This is a genomic window from Paenibacillus sp. DRB1-1 (genome assembly GCF_052119485.1).
GTDB classification, from domain to species: domain Bacteria; phylum Bacillota; class Bacilli; order Paenibacillales; family Paenibacillaceae; genus Paenibacillus; species Paenibacillus polymyxa_B.
In genome coordinates this window covers 562433-579766 of record NZ_JBODQH010000001.1, presented here as the reverse complement: position 1 = coordinate 579766, position 17334 = coordinate 562433, and the positions used below count along the sequence as shown (strand labels likewise).

Sequence of the window (17334 nt, the reverse complement as noted above, 5' to 3'; positions counted from 1 at the left end):
GGACTCCTTTGTGGATGGAGGTCATAACAAGATGAATCATTTGTGCGTGGCTCACCGCGGTTTTTCGGGGATTGCTCCCGAGAACACGATGGCAGCCTTTAAGCTTGCGTTGGAGCAGCCGTTTGTACACTGGGTTGAGCTGGATGTACAGCTGTCAAAGGACGGTGTTCCGGTGGTAATTCATGATTTTACGCTGGAGCGAACGACGAATGGTACAGGGAAAGTAAAGGATTCAGACTGGAAAGCATTGCAACAACTTGATGCTGGTAGCTGGAAAAGTGCAGAATACCGTGGAGAAATGATCCCTTCCCTTGCACAGGTACTGGATTTATGTCGTGGCCGCGTATCACTCAATATTGAGCTTAAAACAGCGGGAGATATGTATCCGGGACTGGAGAAAGCCGTACTCCGTGAAATTGTGATAAGAGGGATGGAGGAAGAGGTGGTATTAACCTCTTTTGAGCGTGCCGCATTACGCCGGGCTAAGGAGCTGTCTCTTGAGATCCGTACCGGATTGATTATCGACGCACGTCCAGATGATTTGGCAAAGCAACTGGAGCAGCTACAATGCACTTTTTTATCCATGGGCTATCCGCGTTTGGATCGAAACCTGATGAAAGATCTCACTGGACGCGGTATTACTGTCATGGCGTGGACGGTGGATGACCGCCGTATAATGCGGAAATTGTCCTCATTGCATCCTGAATTGATGATTTGCACCAATTGGCCGGATCGCTGGGAGCAGGTTTTTTTGCTTTCCAAGCACCGGATGTGGCACTATATACGTAAACTTATTCGTTAATCAATTGGACTACATACGCGGGAAGGGTGACGGAACGTAATGAACGTGGAAATTCGTAATGTTTACTGTGTTGGGCGCAATTATAAGCTGCATGCGGAGGAGCTGGGTAATGAGGTTCCCGCAGAACCGATGATTTTTTTGAAGCCGTCTCATGCGGTTGTGCCGCTGGATGGCGCCACACTGGAGCTTCCTCAGGGGCAGGGAGATATTCATTTTGAGACTGAGCTGGTCGTGGCTGTAGGACGTAAATACGAACCAGGCATGTCCGCAGATACATGTCTGAACGCATTTGCATTCGGCATTGATTTTACCCTGCGTGATGTACAAAGTGTTCTCAAGAAAAAAGGCCATCCATGGACCGCCGCCAAAGGCTTTAAATCGTCTGCTCCCGTGACACCATTCCTGCCTTTAGAAAAATTGGACATGCTGGAGCAGCAGGATTTTTCCTTGATCAAAAATGGACAGGAAGTCCAGCGTGGACATGTTAAGGATATGATTTTTTCTATCCAGCACATCGTCGAATATATAGCGACTCATTATGGGCTGGGTGAAGGAGATATTATTTTTACAGGTACTCCAGCAGGAGTAGGGCCTACAGCAAGCGGGGATCGCTTTGAGCTTTTCTGGGGGAGTGATCGTCAGGGGAGCTTCACCATCGCATAAACTTGTGAACGGCATCTTGAAGAGGATTAAAAAAGGGAATGTTCTTGGTAGTTGGGAAATAAAGAGCGATTCCCTTAGAAAAGCATTGTGAAGGCCGTGTCCTGTGCCAAAGCATGGGACACGGCTTTTATATAAGTGTAGAGCATTGTACAATAATATACAGAACGAAAAAAGAAAAACGGAGATTCATTTCAAAAGCGGGGGTATATCATGGACTGGATCATCGGATTGCTTTGTGCTGCTGTGGTGGCGGGAGCTGCATTTTATAAAAAATCCTTAACCTTATCTGGCTTTGCCGCGGCTGTACTGATGGGAACCGTATATTATGGGGCGGGTAACCTGTTCTGGTTCGGCACATTGCTCTTGTTCTTTATCACGTCGACCCTCCTGTCGAGGTTCAAAAAGGAGCGCAAGGCTGAGCTGGAAAAATCGTATGCCAAAACCGGAAACCGGGATGCAGGCCAAGTATGGGCCAATGGGGGATTAGGTATGCTGTTATGCCTGGGCTATGCGATATGGCCTCATGTTACGTGGCAGCTGGCTTTTGTCGGTGTCATGGCTACGGTAACATCCGATACGTGGGCAACGGAATTCGGCAGCCTGAGTCGTAGGCCACCCCGTTCGGTGCTTAACGGGAAGGTGTTGGCACCCGGAACCTCAGGAGGAGTATCTGTATTGGGAACGGCTGCGGCCTTGGCTGGGGGTGTACTGATCGGCATAGGTGCATGGGGCTTTGGACACGCCATAGGAACGCCGAGCTTGCCGTTATGGCTGTGGGCACTGGTTGGAGGTATATCCGGTAGCGCCGGGGTCTTTGCTGATTCCTATCTAGGTGCTACGGTGCAAATGATGCGTTCCTGCACGGTTTGCGGACGGGAAGTAGAAGTAGACTCACATTGTGGACAAACGACGGTCTATGTACGAGGCTGGCGTTGGATGAGCAATGATCGAGTGAATAGCATTAGTTCTATTTTCGGAGGATTGGTCGCTGTTGCAGGTATTTTTTTTATACACTGAACACAGGGCTGGAGATCATTAAAAGGAAAAAAATTGTGTTAAGAATTGACCGTGTTTCAATCCTTGTATAAGGAGGTGCTAAGATGGGCGATATACACGGAGATAAATATGAAGCTATTTTGGACGCCGCTTACACCGTCTTTGGCACCAAAGGCTTTTATGAAAGCAAAATTTCCGAGATTGCAGAACAAGCGGGAGTTGCCAAAGGCACAGTATACTTGTACTTTAAAAGCAAAGAGCAGCTATTTACAGCAGTCACACGTAGAGATTGCGAGCGATACCTAGCCGAAATGCAAGGCGCATTAATCAATCGTACTTTGGGAGAAGGACTGCTGCGGATGGCAAATTTGCATCTGCACTACTATTTCAAGCGCAAGCAGCATACTAAATTATTTTTTATGACCCCCAACAGTGACCCCGATTTAATGGAGTTTATGTGGGGATTTATTCAGGACTATACTGATTTGGTCAAAAATAAACTGGCGTCAGAGGGTGTACAGCAGTCCGAGTTTCATGCGAAGGCATTCATTGGTATGTTGGAACGCCTAAAAATGGATATTTTATTGAATAAAGATTTCCGCGAATGTGACGTGGATCAGACGGCTGAATTAGTGGCGAACTTATTTATGCATGGCTGTAAAGCCGGGGTACAAAAATCCTGACATCTTGTTGCTAAAAAACCGTACTGACTTCGTTCAGGTAACGGTTTTTTTAATCATTGGCTGTGTCTGTGTTAAAATAAAAAGGATGCATCACAAAATTGGGGAAGAGTAGGGAATCCGTATGAATATTATGACCGTTGAACATATAACGAAAAGCTATGGCGAGAAAATGTTGTTTGAGGATGCTTCCTTTGGTATGGATGAACGTGACAAAATAGGGGTGGTCGGTGTAAATGGTACCGGCAAATCAACGTTTTTACGGGTAATTTCCGGCTTAGAGCCGCCAGATGATGGCAATATTGCAGTGAACAACGATGTGCGAATTCAGTATTTAGCACAAAATCCGGAGTTTGATCCCGAGATGAAGGTACTCCAGCATATTTTTCATGGCAACCAGCCTGAGATGAAAGCGGTGCGTGAATATACGGAAATCATGGAGTTGTTGGAGTTAAATCCGGGTAGCGAGGAGCTTCAAAACCGTCTATTGCGAGCGAGTCAGCAAATGGATACGTTCCAGGCATGGCAGTTGGAGAGTGAGGCCAAAAATATACTTACCCGACTGGGGATCACCCAGTTTGAGTCTCGTATGGGCGTTCTATCCGGCGGGCAGCGTAAGCGGGTGGCTTTGGCGGCGGCTTTGATCCAACCCTGCGAGTTGCTCATTCTGGACGAGCCTACAAACCATATTGATAATGAGTCCGTTGAATGGTTGGAGCAGTATTTGCAAAAAAGACGTGGTGCGTTGTTAATGATCACGCATGATCGCTATTTTCTGGATAGAGTTGCAAATGTCATGCTGGAGCTGGATCATGGCCGCCTTTTCCGTTATGAGGCTAACTATACCCGTTTTCTGGAGCTGAAGGCAGAACGCGAGGAGCGGGAAGCGTCTACGGAACAAAAAAGGAAGAACCTGCTGCGTAATGAGCTGGCCTGGATTCGTCGTGGAGCAAAGGCTCGTTCCACCAAGCAGAAAGCGCGTATTGACCGATATGAGCAGCTTAGGGATCAGCAACCGGAAGCTCGTTCTGGATCTGTAGATATGTCTGTCGCCTCCACACGTCTGGGTAAAAAAATATTGGAGATCGAGCATCTGTCCAAATCGGTAGATTCCCGTAAGCTGATACAGGATTTGAGCTACATTGCGGTTCCTGGTGATCGTGTTGGTATCCTAGGTCCTAACGGTAGTGGGAAATCCACCCTGCTCCAAATGATTGCACAGCGTGTAGAACCCGATTCCGGCAGCGTTGTGCTGGGGCCGACCGTGAAGATAGGCTATTTTACTCAGGAACATCAGGAAATGAACGAATCACTGCGTGTTATTGAGTATATTAAGGAAGAAGCCGAAGTGATTCGTACAGCAGACGGTTCGACGATTACAGCTGCACAAATGCTGGAGCGTTTCCTGTTTGCACCAAGCGCGCAATGGACGGTTATTTCCAGGCTGTCCGGGGGCGAAAAACGGCGCTTGTATCTGCTTCGTGTTCTGATGTCGGCACCGAATGTGCTATTGCTGGATGAACCAACAAATGATCTGGATATTCAAACCCTTTCCGTTTTGGAAGACTATCTGGATGAATTCCCGGGCGTGGTGTTTATTGTTTCTCATGATCGCTATTTCCTAGATCGGACAGTGGACAAAATACTGGCGTTTGAAGGGGATGGACAGGTACGTGTACATGTAGGCGACTATAGCGAGTATGCAGAATGGATCAGTAAAAATGCTCAATCTTCTGTGAACACGTCTGTCTCGACGAGTACGGCTTCCTCGAATCGCTCTTCCGCGCCTAAGTCTGCGGGGCCTTCCGATTCAGTCAAGGAGACAAGTAAAACCAAGCTTAAATTCACCTTCAAGGAACAGCGGGAATATGAGCAAATTGATGAGCTGATTGAACAAGCTGAACAGAAGTTGGCCGACATTCAGCGGCAGATGGAAGAGTCTTTCAGTGATTCAGCACGACTACAGGAGCTCATGGCTGAGCAAGCAAAGGCCGAACAGCATCTGGAACACCAAATGGAACGCTGGACTTACCTGAATGAGCTAGCCGAGCAGATTGAACAAAGTAAATCTTAAAAACACAAAGCAAGTCACCATTCAGAGTGGGGGCTTGTTTTTTTATCGAATTATTAATATGTTTTTCATATTAAAAGCGAGTGAATTATATATTTCTAATATTAAATTACAGTGGGTATAATGGATTGCATATGGAGGGGAGGAATTGAAGATGGAATATCGTAAACTTGGAAAAAGTGGTTTGATGGTAAGTGAGATTGCATTGGGAAACTGGATCACCCACGGTGCTCAAGTGGATGATACCATAGCGCAAGCCTGCGTGAAGGCTGCACTAGACTCAGGGATTACCACGTTTGACACCGCTGATGTGTATTCGGATACCATGGCGGAAACGGTTTTAGGTCATTCTTTAAAGGGAATACGCCGTGAAAGTATTGAATTATGTACTAAGGTTTTTCATCCCACAGGTACCGGACAGAATGATAAAGGGCTGTCTCGTAAACATATCATGGAGGCCTGCCATGCTTCTCTTCGTCGCCTACAAACGGATTATATTGATGTATATTATGCACACCGTTTTGATCCAACCGTATCGCTTGAAGAAACTTTTTTGGCCTTATCCGACTTGGTGCGGCAAGGGAAGGTTTTGTATGTAGGAGTAAGCGAGTGGACAGCAGAGCAGATAAAGCAAGGAGCTGCTCTGGCTAGGGAATTAAAGGTCCCTTTCGTGGCAAGTCAGCCCCAATATTCCATGTTGTGGCGTGTCATTGAAGCTGAAGTGATTCCCGCTTGTGAGCAGGAAGGGATTGGCCAGGTGGTTTGGTCACCTCTGGCACAAGGTATCCTTTCTGGTAAATATGCAGCAGACAAGCCGTTACCCGAGGGTTCACGAGCTTCTACGACAGCAGGGTCACCATTTTTCGAACGTTTGGCTGGACAATGGTTACGTAAAGAAGTCCTTTTGGCAGTAAAGAAAATTCAGCCGATTGCAGAAGAATGCGGACTGACGCTGCCCCAGCTTGCAGTCGCATGGGTTTTACAAAACCCGCAAGTGTCCTCAGCTATTATCGGTGCTTCCAAGCCCGAGCAGGTTAAAGAGAACGTAAAAGCTGCGGGTGTCCGTCTAGATGGGCAGGTCATGAGACAATTGGATAGCATTTTAAATGGTATTGTTGAACGTGATCCGAGAAAAACAGGTTAAGATATACAATCAAGGAAATTTACATGTCTAACTCTTCGTTACAAGCTGTTTCTTCAACCACTTCCAGAAAATGAGTCAGAACAGTTTCATGTGCACCTGTTTTCCATGCAGCATAAAGTGGGATGGACGGAGACTCTTCTTGAAAGGAACGAAATACGACATCACTGCGTTGAAAGACAGAAACGGAAGTAGGGACAATGGAGATACCTATACCAGCCGCTACCAAGTTAACGATCGTATACATTTGAACGGCTTCCTGTACGATTTGAGGCTGAAATCCGTGTTGTCCGCAAAAGTCGAGTATGAGATTATGAAAAGAAGCTCCCATATGAGGCGGAGACAGGATAAAAGATTCGTCCGCTAAAGAACGTAAAGACAAGGTTGAATGGTGGGCTAACGGATGTGCTTGAGGAAGAACGGCCATGAGTGATTCGTTGGTGTAAAGACGAGAAGTGATATGTATAGATGGATCTGTACTGCGCAGGAAGCCCACATGAACTTTACCATCGTGTATGGCTTTCAGTTGTTGGACAGATGTCATTTCAAATAATGTAAGCTTCACATCTGGGAAGCGCTCTCGGAATTTCTTCAAGGCATTAACCATCAGACTGCCAGAGGCTGAATCTACAAAAGCGATGGATAATTGTCCGAATTTCCCCTGACTTGCAAGCTGTGTGATCTTAATAGATCTTTCCAATTGTGCAACCATATTTCTGGATTCTTCTAAAAATATCGCTCCTGCTGACGTAAGTCGAACTTGTCTTTTAGTTCGTTCCAAAAGCTTCACACCAAGTTCTTCTTCAAGGCTTTGAATTTGTTGGCTCAAGGGAGGTTGGGTGATATTCAGTTTTTTCGCAGCACGGTTAAAATGCAGTTCTTCCGCTACTGCGATAAAGTAACGTAGTTTTTTCAGATCCATAGCTGTGATTTCCTTTCACTAAGCCTTCACCGACCTATTCTCCAGTGGAACAGGTCGGTTTTTATCGTTCGAATTAAACTGTCACATAAGCTGCAAGCAGACGTGCAGTGTTCACCACGGCCTGCTTGTGCGTGCGCTCCATTGCATGGGAGGCGTGTACGCCAGGGCCGATCAAAGCAGCCCGGATGTTATTACCTGCTCTTAGTGCAGCCGAAGCGTCCGAACCGTAGTGCGGATAAATATCTACCGCATACGGAATATTTAGCTCTTTGGCCAGTTCAATCAGACGGGTCGTCATATTATAGTCGTAAGGCCCGGAGGAATCTTTGGCACAGATAGAAACATCCGTTTCCTTGCAGCTCAGATCTTCACCCATACAGCCCATGTCGACAGCTATCATCTCACTGATTCCTTCAGGTATGTAAGCCGCTCCGTGCCCCACTTCCTCGTAGTTGGAAATGAGCAATTTAACGGTATGTCGAGGCTTCCAGTTTCCATGTACAGCAGATTCCAGTAGACCAAACAGTGCAGCTACACTAGCTTTATCATCCAGATGCCGTGACTTGATAAATCCACTCGGTGTTACGACTGGACGCGCATCGAACGAGATAAAATCGCCCACCGCAATACCGAGCTGAAGCACGTCTTCTTTTGACTCAACAAGCTCGTCAATCCGAACCTCCATGTGGCTCTCCTTGCGCTCAAAGCTTCGTGCATCATCATAGACGTGCACGGATGGATGGCTGGACAGAATAGTGCCCGTAAACGTTTGTCCGCTTCGGGTATGAATAAGGCAGTATTCGTTCTCAATACTGTTCATCATGAAACCGCCGACGGATGTCAGACGTAGGGTACCTTGTGCTGTAATCGAACGTACCATCGCGCCCAATGTATCCACATGTGCGCTCAGCGCCATCGTACGGTCCGTTTCCTGACCTTCCAGAGTCAAGATGGCACCGCCTTTTGCATTCCATTCGATGGGTACCCCGAGGCTCTCAGCTTCCTTACGAATCAGCTCCATCACATGGTGTGTGTACCCACTGGGACTGGGCGTGTTCAGTAGCTGATTTAAAAAGTTCATTATATAATTCTCATTTAATTGAATCGTCATTTGTTGCTCCTCCTCATTTGGACAACCGATCAGGGTTAGAGGACGGTTGCTCTATATCTTGGTCGAAAGTAGACCCTGTGCTGGAAGAACCAGTCTTGTCATAGGTCACATCCGCGTTTGCTTCCACCGTGGATGTGTGCTCTTCTTGTAATGTATGAAGCTGAGTAGTCAGACGTTTAATCTCTCTCTGAAGCCTATATTGGCGGAAAATACCGAAAGAACCGACAATAAGTCCACCTAGAAGAGTGCAACCAAGAATAAGCAGAATCAAAGGAATGCTAACCATACTGAATAGAAGGTTCACTTGAACCGAATTCACATTAATAACAGCAAATACAGCTGTTAACAGAGCAATAACAAGAGCTGCGATCAAAGACCATTGTGTTTTCAAAATGCCACCTCCTCCCGTTACATTATAAAATCCCTTGCCCGCCATGGACAAGGGATTTATCCGTGCATCATTTCAATGCTGGATTTTAAGTGCGCACGGTTTTACTTTCCTTCAGTTAGCTTTTCCATTTCTGTAATGACTTCTTCGAATACGCTCATCGCTTCGCGGATCGGCTGCGGAGAGGACATGTCAACGCCAGCTTTTTTCAAAATATTAATTGAATAATCACTGCCACCGCTCTTTAAGAAGCCCAAGTAACGGTCAACGGCTGGTTGGCCTTCTTCCAGAATCTGTTTCGAGAAACTAGTTGCTGCCGAGAAGCCAGTAGCATATTTGTAGACATAAAAACTGTTATAAAAATGAGGGATACGTGCCCATTCCATTTCAATGTCTTTGTCTACCTTCATGCCAGGCCCGTGATATTTCACATTCAGATCATAGTAAATTTCCGATAAAAGCTGCGGTGTAAGGGATTCCCCCTGTTCAGCGCGTTCATGTACAATTTTCTCAAATTCCGCAAACATGGTTTGACGGAATACCGTTGTGCGGAATTGATCTGCATAGTAGGTGAGAAGGTACATTTTCTCTTTCGGATCGGTTGATTTGTTCAGCAGGTAGTCCATTAGCAACGCTTCATTGGTTGTGGATGCCACTTCAGCTAGGAAAATGGTGTACTGTGCATCTCTATACTTCAATGCGTTGTCTGAATAGTACGAATGCAACGCATGCCCCATTTCATGAGCAAGTGTGAACATGCTGTTCAGGTTATCTTTATGGTTCAGCAGCACATATGGGTGGGTACCATAAGCTCCCCAACTGTATGCACCAGTACGTTTGTTTTCATTTTCGTATACATCGATCCAGCGCTCATCATAGCCTTTTTGCAGCGAAGCCAGATAGTCCTCGCCCAGTGGCTTAAGGCCTTCTTTTGTTTGCTTTTTGGCGTCTTCATACGTAATGTCCATCTTGTATTCGTCCACAAGCGGAGCGAACAAATCATACATATGGAGCTCATCCACACCTAACAACTTTTTACGCAGCTTGATGTAACGATGGAGCAGGGGCAAGCTTTCATGAATGGTGTCAATGAGATTCGTATACACTTCCTTCGGAATATTGTCACCGTACAGTGACATTTCCAGTACAGAAGGGTATTTGCGAACACGAGAATAAAAAATATTTTTGTTTACATTGGCACTTAGTGTAGAAGCAATTGTATTTTTATTTTTGGCATATGTGTCATATACCGCTTTAAAAGCACGTTCGCGTACTTCGCGGTGCGGACTTTCGAGGAATTGAATGTAGCTGCCATGAGTCAGTTCAACCTCTTTGCCGTTCTCATCCTTAATTTTTGGAAACTTCAGATCAGCGTTGTTGAGCATGCCAAAAATCGTTTGCGGGGCTTGAGCCAGATTGCCAACCTGAGCGAGCAGCGCTTCTTCTGTCTTGCCCAAAATATGTGCTTTTTCCCGCTTCATTTCTTGAAGTGTAAACCGATAATCTGCAAGCTTCGGATCTTCAATGAAGGCATCGAGCTGATGATCCGGCAGTGCCAAAATTTCAGGCGTCACGAAAGAAAGAGACTCGCTAACCTCAACGCCTAATTTTTTGGCTTTTTGCGAAAGACCCTGGTATGTAGGTTCAGCTGTATCCTCATCATGATGCAGATGTGCGTACACATATACACGCTCGGTTTTAAGCGACAATTCATCTTCCAATTTAAAGCAGCTGCCAATCGACTCTGCTGAATTGAGCTTGCCTTGGAATTGTTCAGCCTTTTTGGCTAGTTGTTTGACTTCTTCGTATTCTTGATCCCATGTTTTGCGGTTGGGAAACAAATCTTCCAGTTTCCATGTATTTTCCACTGGCGCATCAGCGCGTTTTACAATTTCACTCATGGAGAGCCTCCTCTGATCGAACGTAATGTGGGGTAGGGCTGCGGCAGTAAGGGACGGATGCCAAAACGAAGAAACCGCCACGCTTACCGTAAGCAGCAGGGCAAGAGGTTTTACAGGATGCATGTAACGGCAGATCCTCCTTATACCATGGCTTGTTATGCCATAGTATGACCTCTTACGCCCGAAAGTATAATTTTCCTTACTGTGGGTTGGAACCTATATTTAATAAGCTGTATACAATAAGATAAAAGGCAAGGCAAACCATGATTACAGCAGTGAGGGCCATCCACTTTTTGAGAGGAGTCGGTATCGTATCACGCTTCATGATCAGCACTCCGCCCAGCGTGAAGGCCAGAATAATGAAGATGAGATAGCTGTTGGACACCATGAATAGGCTAGACCTGTTTGAAAGCGTTCATGATCCGCTGCCACTCTTCCTCATTATCTTGAAAGGACTGCTTGGGAAACCGATTTTGAGCCCAATGCATCAGCGCCGGACGGCTTAAAAACGTGTGGGCTTCCTCGCCCCAATCATCGGATATTTCCCGTAGAACGATGTAACGGCCCTGCACCTCGACAGTCATCATGTTCCAATTGTCTTTTTTGTATATTTCGTGTTTTTTCATCATATGCATGTCTCCGATTTTATAGATGTTTTGGTTCATGATACCGCAGTTTCCGCCGCAAAAGCAAATCATTCCAGCCCGAAAAACCAGGAAAAACATCAATTGCATTGTGAAAAAGCATGAAGTATAATATGGATATTCGCCATAGATGGCGGTATTTTTAGGAGGTTGTTCACTTGAAAGGTACAGTTAAATGGTTTAACGCAGAAAAAGGTTATGGCTTCATTCAAATGGATGGTGGCGAGGACGTATTCGTACATTTCTCCGCAATCCAAGGCGACGGCTTTAAAACTTTGGAAGAAGGTCAAGCGGTTGAATTCGAAATTACTGAAGGTAACCGTGGACCCCAAGCAGCTAACGTAATCAAACTGTAAGTGTAACTGAATTGTAAGAATGGTTCCGTTTCTACGGATGTCTTATATATTACGGTTAAACTATGAATTGAGAGCGCAGTTCCTTAAATTTAAGGAACTGCGCTTTTTTGCGTAAATACGTTTATGATATGAGAAGATTGAGCAGGAATGGGGTATTATACGTAATAAAACTAGGCAGAAGACATCTTAAATTGAAGGAGTTGAGAAAATGAGTGCAGCAGAGGCTAGTCGTAAGCCTTCCCTGATTGAAGGTCCTATTGCCAAAACGCTGTTTATGTTCTCTTTGCCGATGCTGTTCGGAAACATTCTGCAATCCCTGAATGGAACGATCAATTCGATCTGGGTTGGAAAGTTTCTGGGAGAAGCCGCATTGACTGCCGCTTCCAACGGAAATATTATTATGTTTTTTCTTATCAGTTCGATTTTTGGCGTCACCATGGCGGCCACTATTATGATCGGACAAAATATCGGAGCAGGAGACGTAGCTGAAACCAAGCGTGTAGTAGGTACAAGTGCAGTCTTTTTTCTGGTGCTCGCTTTTGCTATAGGTATTATCGGATTTTTGAGTGCGCCTTGGATTCTTCATGTACTCAATACACCTGCCGAATCAGTGGATATGGCGATCACGTATACACGTATTATTTTCGCAGGTATGCCCTTTTTGTACGGCTATAACTACATAATGACTGTAATGAGAGGGGCTGGAGATTCCAAAACACCATTTTATTTTCTAATTGTTTCCGTCGTACTGGATGTACTACTCAACCCGCTGTTAATATTCGGATGGGGACCGATTCCTGCTATGGGCATTGGAGGTTCCGCTACTGCTACCCTGATCGCTCAAGGGATCAGCTTTGTGTTGATCCTCATTTACCTATATCGAGTAAAATATTTTTTGCGCATTACTTCTTCAGAGCTTCATTTACTCAGATTTGATTGGAAGATTATTTGGACCCTAATCCGTAAGGGAGTGCCGATGGGGTTGCAAATGATTGCCGTCTCCACCAGCGCGATTGCTTTAATGAATCTGATTAATGGCTACGGAACAGTGGCAGCAGCAGCTTATACAGCAGCCAATAATTTGTCCAGCTATGTGCAGATGCCGGCAATGGCGTTAGGTGCAGCTGTATCTTCCTTTGCCGCTCAAAATATCGGAGCCGGACGTTGGGATCGAGTGCGCATGACAACCTGGATTGGGATTGTGTATAATTTTGTGTTGACTGGTGGAGCTGTGGTATTAATTTACATGTTTAACCGTCAGGCCTTGCTCATGTTCCTTCCTTCTACGGGGGGTGCATTGGAATTGGGTATGCGGATTAATCTGATCACTTTGTGGTCTTTTGTTATATTCGGTGTTACCAATGTCATTACAGGTGTTGTTCGATCAACGGGTTCCGTAATGATACCGCTTTTAATTACCATTATTTCATTATGGGGCATTCGTATACCTTTGGCCTATGTATTTGTTGATGAGTATGGTCTAGATGCTGTATGGTGGAGTTTTCCTGTAGGTTTTGCTATCTCTGCCGTAGCAGTCATTTTCTATTATGCTTTCGGGAAATGGAAGCAGGCAAGCATGGGAGAGGGAATCCAAGGCGTGAAGCCAGCAGATGACAAGGGATAGGTAGGCCATTTATACTATTTGCGATTAAAGTCTTATAAGGATAGATTTTGTGTAACTCCTATTTTTGACTAATTAAACATTACAGGTATAAAGTCTTTTTGTGAGAATAGCTCATTTTTCTTGAATTTTAAAGAAAAAAGTGAGGTTGTTCATTTGTGCTAAAAGGACGAACATATTATAATGGATATGGTTTGGATAGGTATAATTACGTAGACAACAATGTGGAGGCACCGTCATTTGAGTTATGTTGAGCAAGGACGTTATCAAGTACCGAGAGGCCCCATAGGTCTAATGAGCCGAATGTACAAGCACATTCTCCCTGAAACGAAACTAGAATTGAGTAACTGGAAGAGCAAGGCCGAACAAATTCCGGACCCTGAGCTGCGAAGCCAGGCGCTTGCGAGCATAGCGGATAAGACGTTTCACTGCGTGGGTGGGGCGGTTTATGCCGCAGCCAATATGTCTGCCCGTCAGACGCTAATTCCGCTGATCGTAGCGTATCAGACCATTAGTGATTATCTGGACAACCTGTGTGATCGCAGTACGTCCATGGACCCGGATGATTTCAGGCTGTTGCATCAGGCTATGCTGGATGCGGTTAATCCGACGGCTAGGCCAGTGAATTATTATGAGTTGCGTCGTGAGCAGGAGGATGGCGGTTATTTGACCGGGCTGGTGACAACCTGTCAGTCTTGTGTAAGCAGGCTTCCGGGCTATGAGGCGGCAATGCCTTACGTTCAGGATTTGGCGCGATTATACACGGATTTGCAAGTATACAAGCATATTAAACCCGAGCTGCGGGAACAAGCGCTTTTGGACTGGTGGTCGCTTCATAAAGACCGTACACCAGAGTTGCGCTGGAATGAGTTTGCTGCGGCTACCGGTTCAACTCTGGGGGTCTTTATGCTGTTTCTTGCTGCCAGCGACCAGCATCTGACCGATGCGGGGGCTGCCTCAATACATGCATCGTATTTTCCACATGTGTGCAGTCTTCATATTTTGCTGGATTATCTAATCGATCAAGACGAAGACCGGAAGGGCGGAGATCTTAACTTTTGCAATTATTATGAAGATACCGACATGATGCTAGACCGGATCGCCTACGTTGTGAATCGGGCGCGGGCTGATATTGCAGATGTCCCTGCCAGCTCCTTTCACCGGATGATTATCGAGGGATTGCTGGCTTTATATTTATCCGACCCTAAAGTTAGCGAGCAGGAGGACGTTCGCGCTGTTTCGAGACGTTTAATGAAAAATAGTCCGCTCATGCGTTTGTTTTTCTTATTAAACAGTCGATGGATAAGAAGGCTTATATGATTATTTTGAGGAGGTCATAAATCATGACAGCAGTTAAGAAAATTGCAGTATTAACAAGTGGTGGAGATTCACAAGGGATGAACGCGGCAGTTCGCGCCGTCGTACGTAGCGGATTGTATTTTGGACTGGAAGTATTCGGGATTCAACGCGGTTATCAAGGCCTTTTGAACGATGATATTTTTCCAATGGATCTGAGAAGCGTCGGAGATATTATCCAACGTGGGGGTACTGTACTTCAATCTGCAAGATGCCTGGAATTTACGACTGAAGAAGGGCAGAAAAAAGGCGCTCAAATCTTGCGTAACCGTGGAATTGACGGCGTAGTCGTGATTGGTGGCGACGGTTCCTATCAAGGAGCTAACAAACTGACCAAGCAAGGCATTAAAACCATGTGTCTTCCGGGTACGATTGACAATGACATTTCCTTCACGGACTACACTATTGGTTTTGATACAGCGGTTAGTATCGTAGTGGATGCAATCAACAAGCTGCGTGATACGATGTCATCGCATGAACGTTCTTCCATCGTGGAAGTTATGGGACGTCATTGTGGCGATATTGCTCTGCATGCAGGGCTGGCTTCTGGCGCAGAAACGATTTTGGTGCCTGAGGTAGAATTTGATCTGAATGAAGTATCCGATCGGATGAAACAAAACTTTAAGCATGGCAAACGCCACAGTATCATTATTGTTGCTGAGGGTGTAGGCAAAGGCGAAACAGTAGCACAGGTTATCCAAGAAAACTGTCCGGATTATGAGCCTCGTGTTACAGTGCTTGGACACATCCAACGTGGAGGCACACCAACAGCGTTTGACCGCAACCTGGCGAGCCGTTTGGGTGACTTTGCTGTTCGCCAATTGATTGAGGGCATATCAGACAAGGCTTGCGGAACGATCGACGGTAAGTTGGTAGCTACAGATATTGACAAGGTTGTAAATACCAAAAAAGATTTCAATATGGAGCTTTATGAGCTGGCCTTGCGTTTGTCCCAATAATAAGAGCCTTTATGTAAAATAGATCGGCTCTGATATTGGAAAAGATCAAAATTATGCGGATGACCCGAGTCATCCGCTATTTTTTTAGCTTTGAGTCCTATCAGGAGGTAGTCATACATGTACCTATTCAAAATCGAAGTGGACAGTTCGGAAGGAGCGCTGACCGTCATTCTCGCTGCTGAAAATGAAGAACAGGCATTTGAGGAGATTGAACAACATGTGGAGAGACACTTTCTATATCCTCCCAAGCTGAACGAAGTGGCTATTGTGGAGAAAAAACGAATAACTTTAGGCGCAGCATATGTAATCGAGACACGCAAAGGCTAAATTGCCTCTGCGTGTTGTTTTTTTTCGGAGAAACGACGTTGTACTTTCACCAGACGCCAGAGAAGTAAAATAGCGCCTACTGCCAATCCTGTAATCAAACCGATCCAGTAGCCGTAGGGCCCCAATGAAGTCCAGCGTGCCAGTATATATCCTACAGGAAGCCCAATGACCCAATAGGAGAGGAATGTGAGCAAAAAGGCTGGATTGACGTCTTTATACCCGCGTAGCGCTCCTTGTGTAGGTGTAGCGACAGCATCAGATATCTGAAAGAAAATCGCATAGATTAGAAAATGCTGTGCCAATTGAATAACCTGCGGATCGGTGGAGTAAAGTCGAGCGACCTGTTCACTCCAGATAAGCAGTACAATAGCTGTAATCAGTGATAAACCTACTGCGCTGCTGATACCCATTACACTATAAGCTTTGGCATCCCGCGGGCGAGTAGCTCCGGTTTCATAGCCAACCAGAATCGTAAGTGCCATGCAAATGCTGAGTGGGATCATATACAGCGTAGATGCAAAGTTCATGGCGGCCTGATGTGCGGCTATGGTAGCTGTATTATAGCTGCTCATGAAGAGAGTGACGGCTGAAAAGACGGCAGTCTCAAAAAATATAGCAAATCCAATCGGTACTCCAATCTTGATGAGCTCTTTCAAAGCACCAGCAGCAATCCCGTATATTTTGCTAAAGATTCGGTATTCGGCAAATATTTTTCCACGATGCGTAGTGATACCGGCAACCAGCATGATGATCCAGTAGGTGGTCGCCGTCGCTACCCCGGAACCCACACCCCCCAGACGCGGAAAACCCCAGTTTCCATAAATAAGTAGATAATTTAACAATACATTGATGGGTAACGACATGAGCGTGATTAACATCGTAAAGCGGGTTTGTCCCAATGCATCCATAAAGCTTCGTAGCACAGTGTAGGCAAATAGAGGAACAATCCCGAAGGCCATGGCACAAAGGTAGTATAGGGCCACATTATGAACTCTCAGTTCCAAATTCATACCGTTCAAAATAGGTTTGACCAAAATAATGCCAGCAATCAAAACGACCATAGACAGGGCGAGAGAGAGCCAAAGTGCTTGAATGACATAGTAGGAGACTTTATCTTTGCGCTGTGCTCCTACCAATTGAGATACAATGGGCGTGATAGCCATAAGTATTCCATTAAGGCCTGTTTGTACAGGGATCCATAGGCTTACTCCAATGGCTACTCCAGCCAGATCGGCAGGGGAAAAGTGTCCCGACATATTCGTATCAAAAAAAGTCATGGCAGATAGTGCAAGCTGGGTAATCAAGATAGGGAGCAAAATGTAGAAAAGCTGCTTCCATTTTTGCCCCGTTGTTAGTGTCAATTGCATTTTTGTTTTCCTCATTTACTAGGGATTGA

The 17334-nt window shown here is 45.6% G+C and carries 18 protein-coding genes; 11 read left to right on the top strand and 7 right to left on the bottom strand.

What is annotated here, in order from left to right; genetic code table 11:
* Positions 1–31 precede the first annotated feature (31 nt).
* The 6 genes from ACQW03_RS02600 to ACQW03_RS02575 all read left to right on the top strand — a co-directional run bounded on the left by ACQW03_RS02600 (position 32) and on the right by ACQW03_RS02575 (position 6356).
* A complete protein-coding gene (locus ACQW03_RS02600) occupies positions 32–802 on the top strand; it encodes a glycerophosphodiester phosphodiesterase (RefSeq protein ID WP_220027542.1) in 771 nt (256 codons plus the stop codon).
* Positions 803–841: 39 nt separating this feature from the next.
* Complete coding sequence (locus ACQW03_RS02595) at positions 842–1465, top strand: fumarylacetoacetate hydrolase family protein (protein WP_071640237.1); 624 nt, start codon at positions 842–844, stop codon at positions 1463–1465.
* Between the two features lie 210 nt (positions 1466–1675).
* Entirely contained in the window at positions 1676–2482 is an 807-nt protein-coding gene (locus ACQW03_RS02590; RefSeq protein WP_441948120.1) for a DUF92 domain-containing protein, read from the top strand.
* Positions 2483–2565: 83 nt separating this feature from the next.
* Entirely contained in the window at positions 2566–3144 is a 579-nt protein-coding gene (locus ACQW03_RS02585; RefSeq protein ID WP_220027544.1) for a TetR/AcrR family transcriptional regulator, read from the top strand.
* Positions 3145–3265: 121 nt separating this feature from the next.
* A complete protein-coding gene (locus tag ACQW03_RS02580; protein ID WP_025722305.1) occupies positions 3266–5215 on the top strand; it encodes an ABC-F family ATP-binding cassette domain-containing protein in 1950 nt (649 codons plus the stop codon).
* Between the two features lie 151 nt (positions 5216–5366).
* Complete coding sequence (locus tag ACQW03_RS02575; protein ID WP_076292563.1) at positions 5367–6356, top strand: aldo/keto reductase family protein; 990 nt, start codon at positions 5367–5369, stop codon at positions 6354–6356.
* Between the two features lie 19 nt (positions 6357–6375).
* On the opposite strand, the gene ACQW03_RS02570 is transcribed toward ACQW03_RS02575, so the two are convergent.
* The 6 genes from ACQW03_RS02570 to ACQW03_RS02545 form a co-directional block, all read right to left on the bottom strand.
* The gene (locus ACQW03_RS02570; protein ID WP_220027546.1) at positions 6376–7275 is read right to left on the bottom strand and encodes a LysR substrate-binding domain-containing protein; all 900 of its coding nucleotides are present in this window, start codon (positions 7273–7275) and stop codon (positions 6376–6378) included.
* Between the two features lie 73 nt (positions 7276–7348).
* Entirely contained in the window at positions 7349–8386 is a 1038-nt protein-coding gene (locus tag ACQW03_RS02565) for a M42 family metallopeptidase (RefSeq protein ID WP_220027547.1), read from the bottom strand.
* A gap of 13 nt (positions 8387–8399) precedes the next feature.
* A complete protein-coding gene (locus tag ACQW03_RS02560; protein WP_049827665.1) occupies positions 8400–8822 on the bottom strand; it encodes a LapA family protein in 423 nt (140 codons plus the stop codon).
* A gap of 56 nt (positions 8823–8878) precedes the next feature.
* Positions 8879–10675: an oligoendopeptidase F gene (gene pepF, locus ACQW03_RS02555; RefSeq protein WP_258296414.1), complete on the bottom strand. Its 1797-nt coding sequence runs from the start codon at positions 10673–10675 to the stop codon at positions 8879–8881.
* Between the two features lie 199 nt (positions 10676–10874).
* Positions 10875–11063: a hypothetical protein gene (locus ACQW03_RS02550; RefSeq protein ID WP_025715827.1), complete on the bottom strand. Its 189-nt coding sequence runs from the start codon at positions 11061–11063 to the stop codon at positions 10875–10877.
* A 7-nt stretch (positions 11064–11070) separates the two neighbouring features.
* The gene (locus tag ACQW03_RS02545) at positions 11071–11304 is read right to left on the bottom strand and encodes a hypothetical protein (RefSeq protein ID WP_013309704.1); all 234 of its coding nucleotides are present in this window, start codon (positions 11302–11304) and stop codon (positions 11071–11073) included.
* 173 nt (positions 11305–11477) lie between these two features.
* Between ACQW03_RS02545 and ACQW03_RS02540 the strand changes: the two genes are divergently transcribed.
* From ACQW03_RS02540 to ACQW03_RS02520, 5 genes are all read left to right on the top strand, one after another.
* On the top strand, positions 11478–11675 hold the full coding sequence (locus tag ACQW03_RS02540) for a cold shock domain-containing protein (RefSeq protein ID WP_013309706.1): 198 nt from the start codon (positions 11478–11480) through the stop codon (positions 11673–11675).
* 208 nt (positions 11676–11883) lie between these two features.
* Positions 11884–13299 carry an MATE family efflux transporter gene (locus ACQW03_RS02535; RefSeq protein WP_220027548.1) on the top strand — a complete coding sequence of 472 codons (1416 nt, stop codon included), beginning with the start codon at positions 11884–11886 and terminating at the stop codon, positions 13297–13299.
* Between the two features lie 237 nt (positions 13300–13536).
* Complete coding sequence (locus tag ACQW03_RS02530; protein ID WP_441948114.1) at positions 13537–14616, top strand: tetraprenyl-beta-curcumene synthase family protein; 1080 nt, start codon at positions 13537–13539, stop codon at positions 14614–14616.
* A gap of 23 nt (positions 14617–14639) precedes the next feature.
* Complete coding sequence (gene pfkA, locus ACQW03_RS02525; protein WP_023988013.1) at positions 14640–15611, top strand: 6-phosphofructokinase; 972 nt, start codon at positions 14640–14642, stop codon at positions 15609–15611.
* A 117-nt stretch (positions 15612–15728) separates the two neighbouring features.
* Complete coding sequence (locus ACQW03_RS02520) at positions 15729–15938, top strand: DUF3906 family protein (protein WP_013309710.1); 210 nt, start codon at positions 15729–15731, stop codon at positions 15936–15938.
* Here ACQW03_RS02520 and ACQW03_RS02515 read toward each other — a convergent pair.
* The gene (locus ACQW03_RS02515; RefSeq protein WP_441948112.1) at positions 15935–17305 is read right to left on the bottom strand and encodes an MATE family efflux transporter; all 1371 of its coding nucleotides are present in this window, start codon (positions 17303–17305) and stop codon (positions 15935–15937) included. The two genes, ACQW03_RS02520 and ACQW03_RS02515, sit on opposite strands and share 4 nt — an antisense overlap.
* Positions 17306–17334: the final 29 nt, after the last annotated feature.

Coding starts and splice junctions, on each gene's coding strand:
- ACQW03_RS02585 (WP_220027544.1), top strand. CDS start 2,566: ATGGGCGATATACACGGAGATAAATATGAAGCTATTTTGGACGCCGCT.
- ACQW03_RS02580 (WP_025722305.1), top strand. CDS start 3,266: ATGAATATTATGACCGTTGAACATATAACGAAAAGCTATGGCGAGAAA.
- ACQW03_RS02600 (WP_220027542.1), top strand. CDS start 32: ATGAATCATTTGTGCGTGGCTCACCGCGGTTTTTCGGGGATTGCTCCC.
- pfkA (WP_023988013.1), top strand. CDS start 14,640: ATGACAGCAGTTAAGAAAATTGCAGTATTAACAAGTGGTGGAGATTCA.
- ACQW03_RS02575 (WP_076292563.1), top strand. CDS start 5,367: ATGGAATATCGTAAACTTGGAAAAAGTGGTTTGATGGTAAGTGAGATT.
- ACQW03_RS02515 (WP_441948112.1), bottom strand. CDS start 17,305: ATGCAATTGACACTAACAACGGGGCAAAAATGGAAGCAGCTTTTCTAC.
- ACQW03_RS02590 (WP_441948120.1), top strand. CDS start 1,676: ATGGACTGGATCATCGGATTGCTTTGTGCTGCTGTGGTGGCGGGAGCT.
- ACQW03_RS02535 (WP_220027548.1), top strand. CDS start 11,884: ATGAGTGCAGCAGAGGCTAGTCGTAAGCCTTCCCTGATTGAAGGTCCT.
- ACQW03_RS02520 (WP_013309710.1), top strand. CDS start 15,729: ATGTACCTATTCAAAATCGAAGTGGACAGTTCGGAAGGAGCGCTGACC.
- pepF (WP_258296414.1), bottom strand. CDS start 10,675: ATGAGTGAAATTGTAAAACGCGCTGATGCGCCAGTGGAAAATACATGG.
- ACQW03_RS02595 (WP_071640237.1), top strand. CDS start 842: ATGAACGTGGAAATTCGTAATGTTTACTGTGTTGGGCGCAATTATAAG.
- ACQW03_RS02560 (WP_049827665.1), bottom strand. CDS start 8,822: ATGGCGGGCAAGGGATTTTATAATGTAACGGGAGGAGGTGGCATTTTG.
- ACQW03_RS02570 (WP_220027546.1), bottom strand. CDS start 7,275: ATGGATCTGAAAAAACTACGTTACTTTATCGCAGTAGCGGAAGAACTG.
- ACQW03_RS02565 (WP_220027547.1), bottom strand. CDS start 8,386: ATGACGATTCAATTAAATGAGAATTATATAATGAACTTTTTAAATCAG.
- ACQW03_RS02550 (WP_025715827.1), bottom strand. CDS start 11,063: ATGGTGTCCAACAGCTATCTCATCTTCATTATTCTGGCCTTCACGCTG.
- ACQW03_RS02545 (WP_013309704.1), bottom strand. CDS start 11,304: ATGATGAAAAAACACGAAATATACAAAAAAGACAATTGGAACATGATG.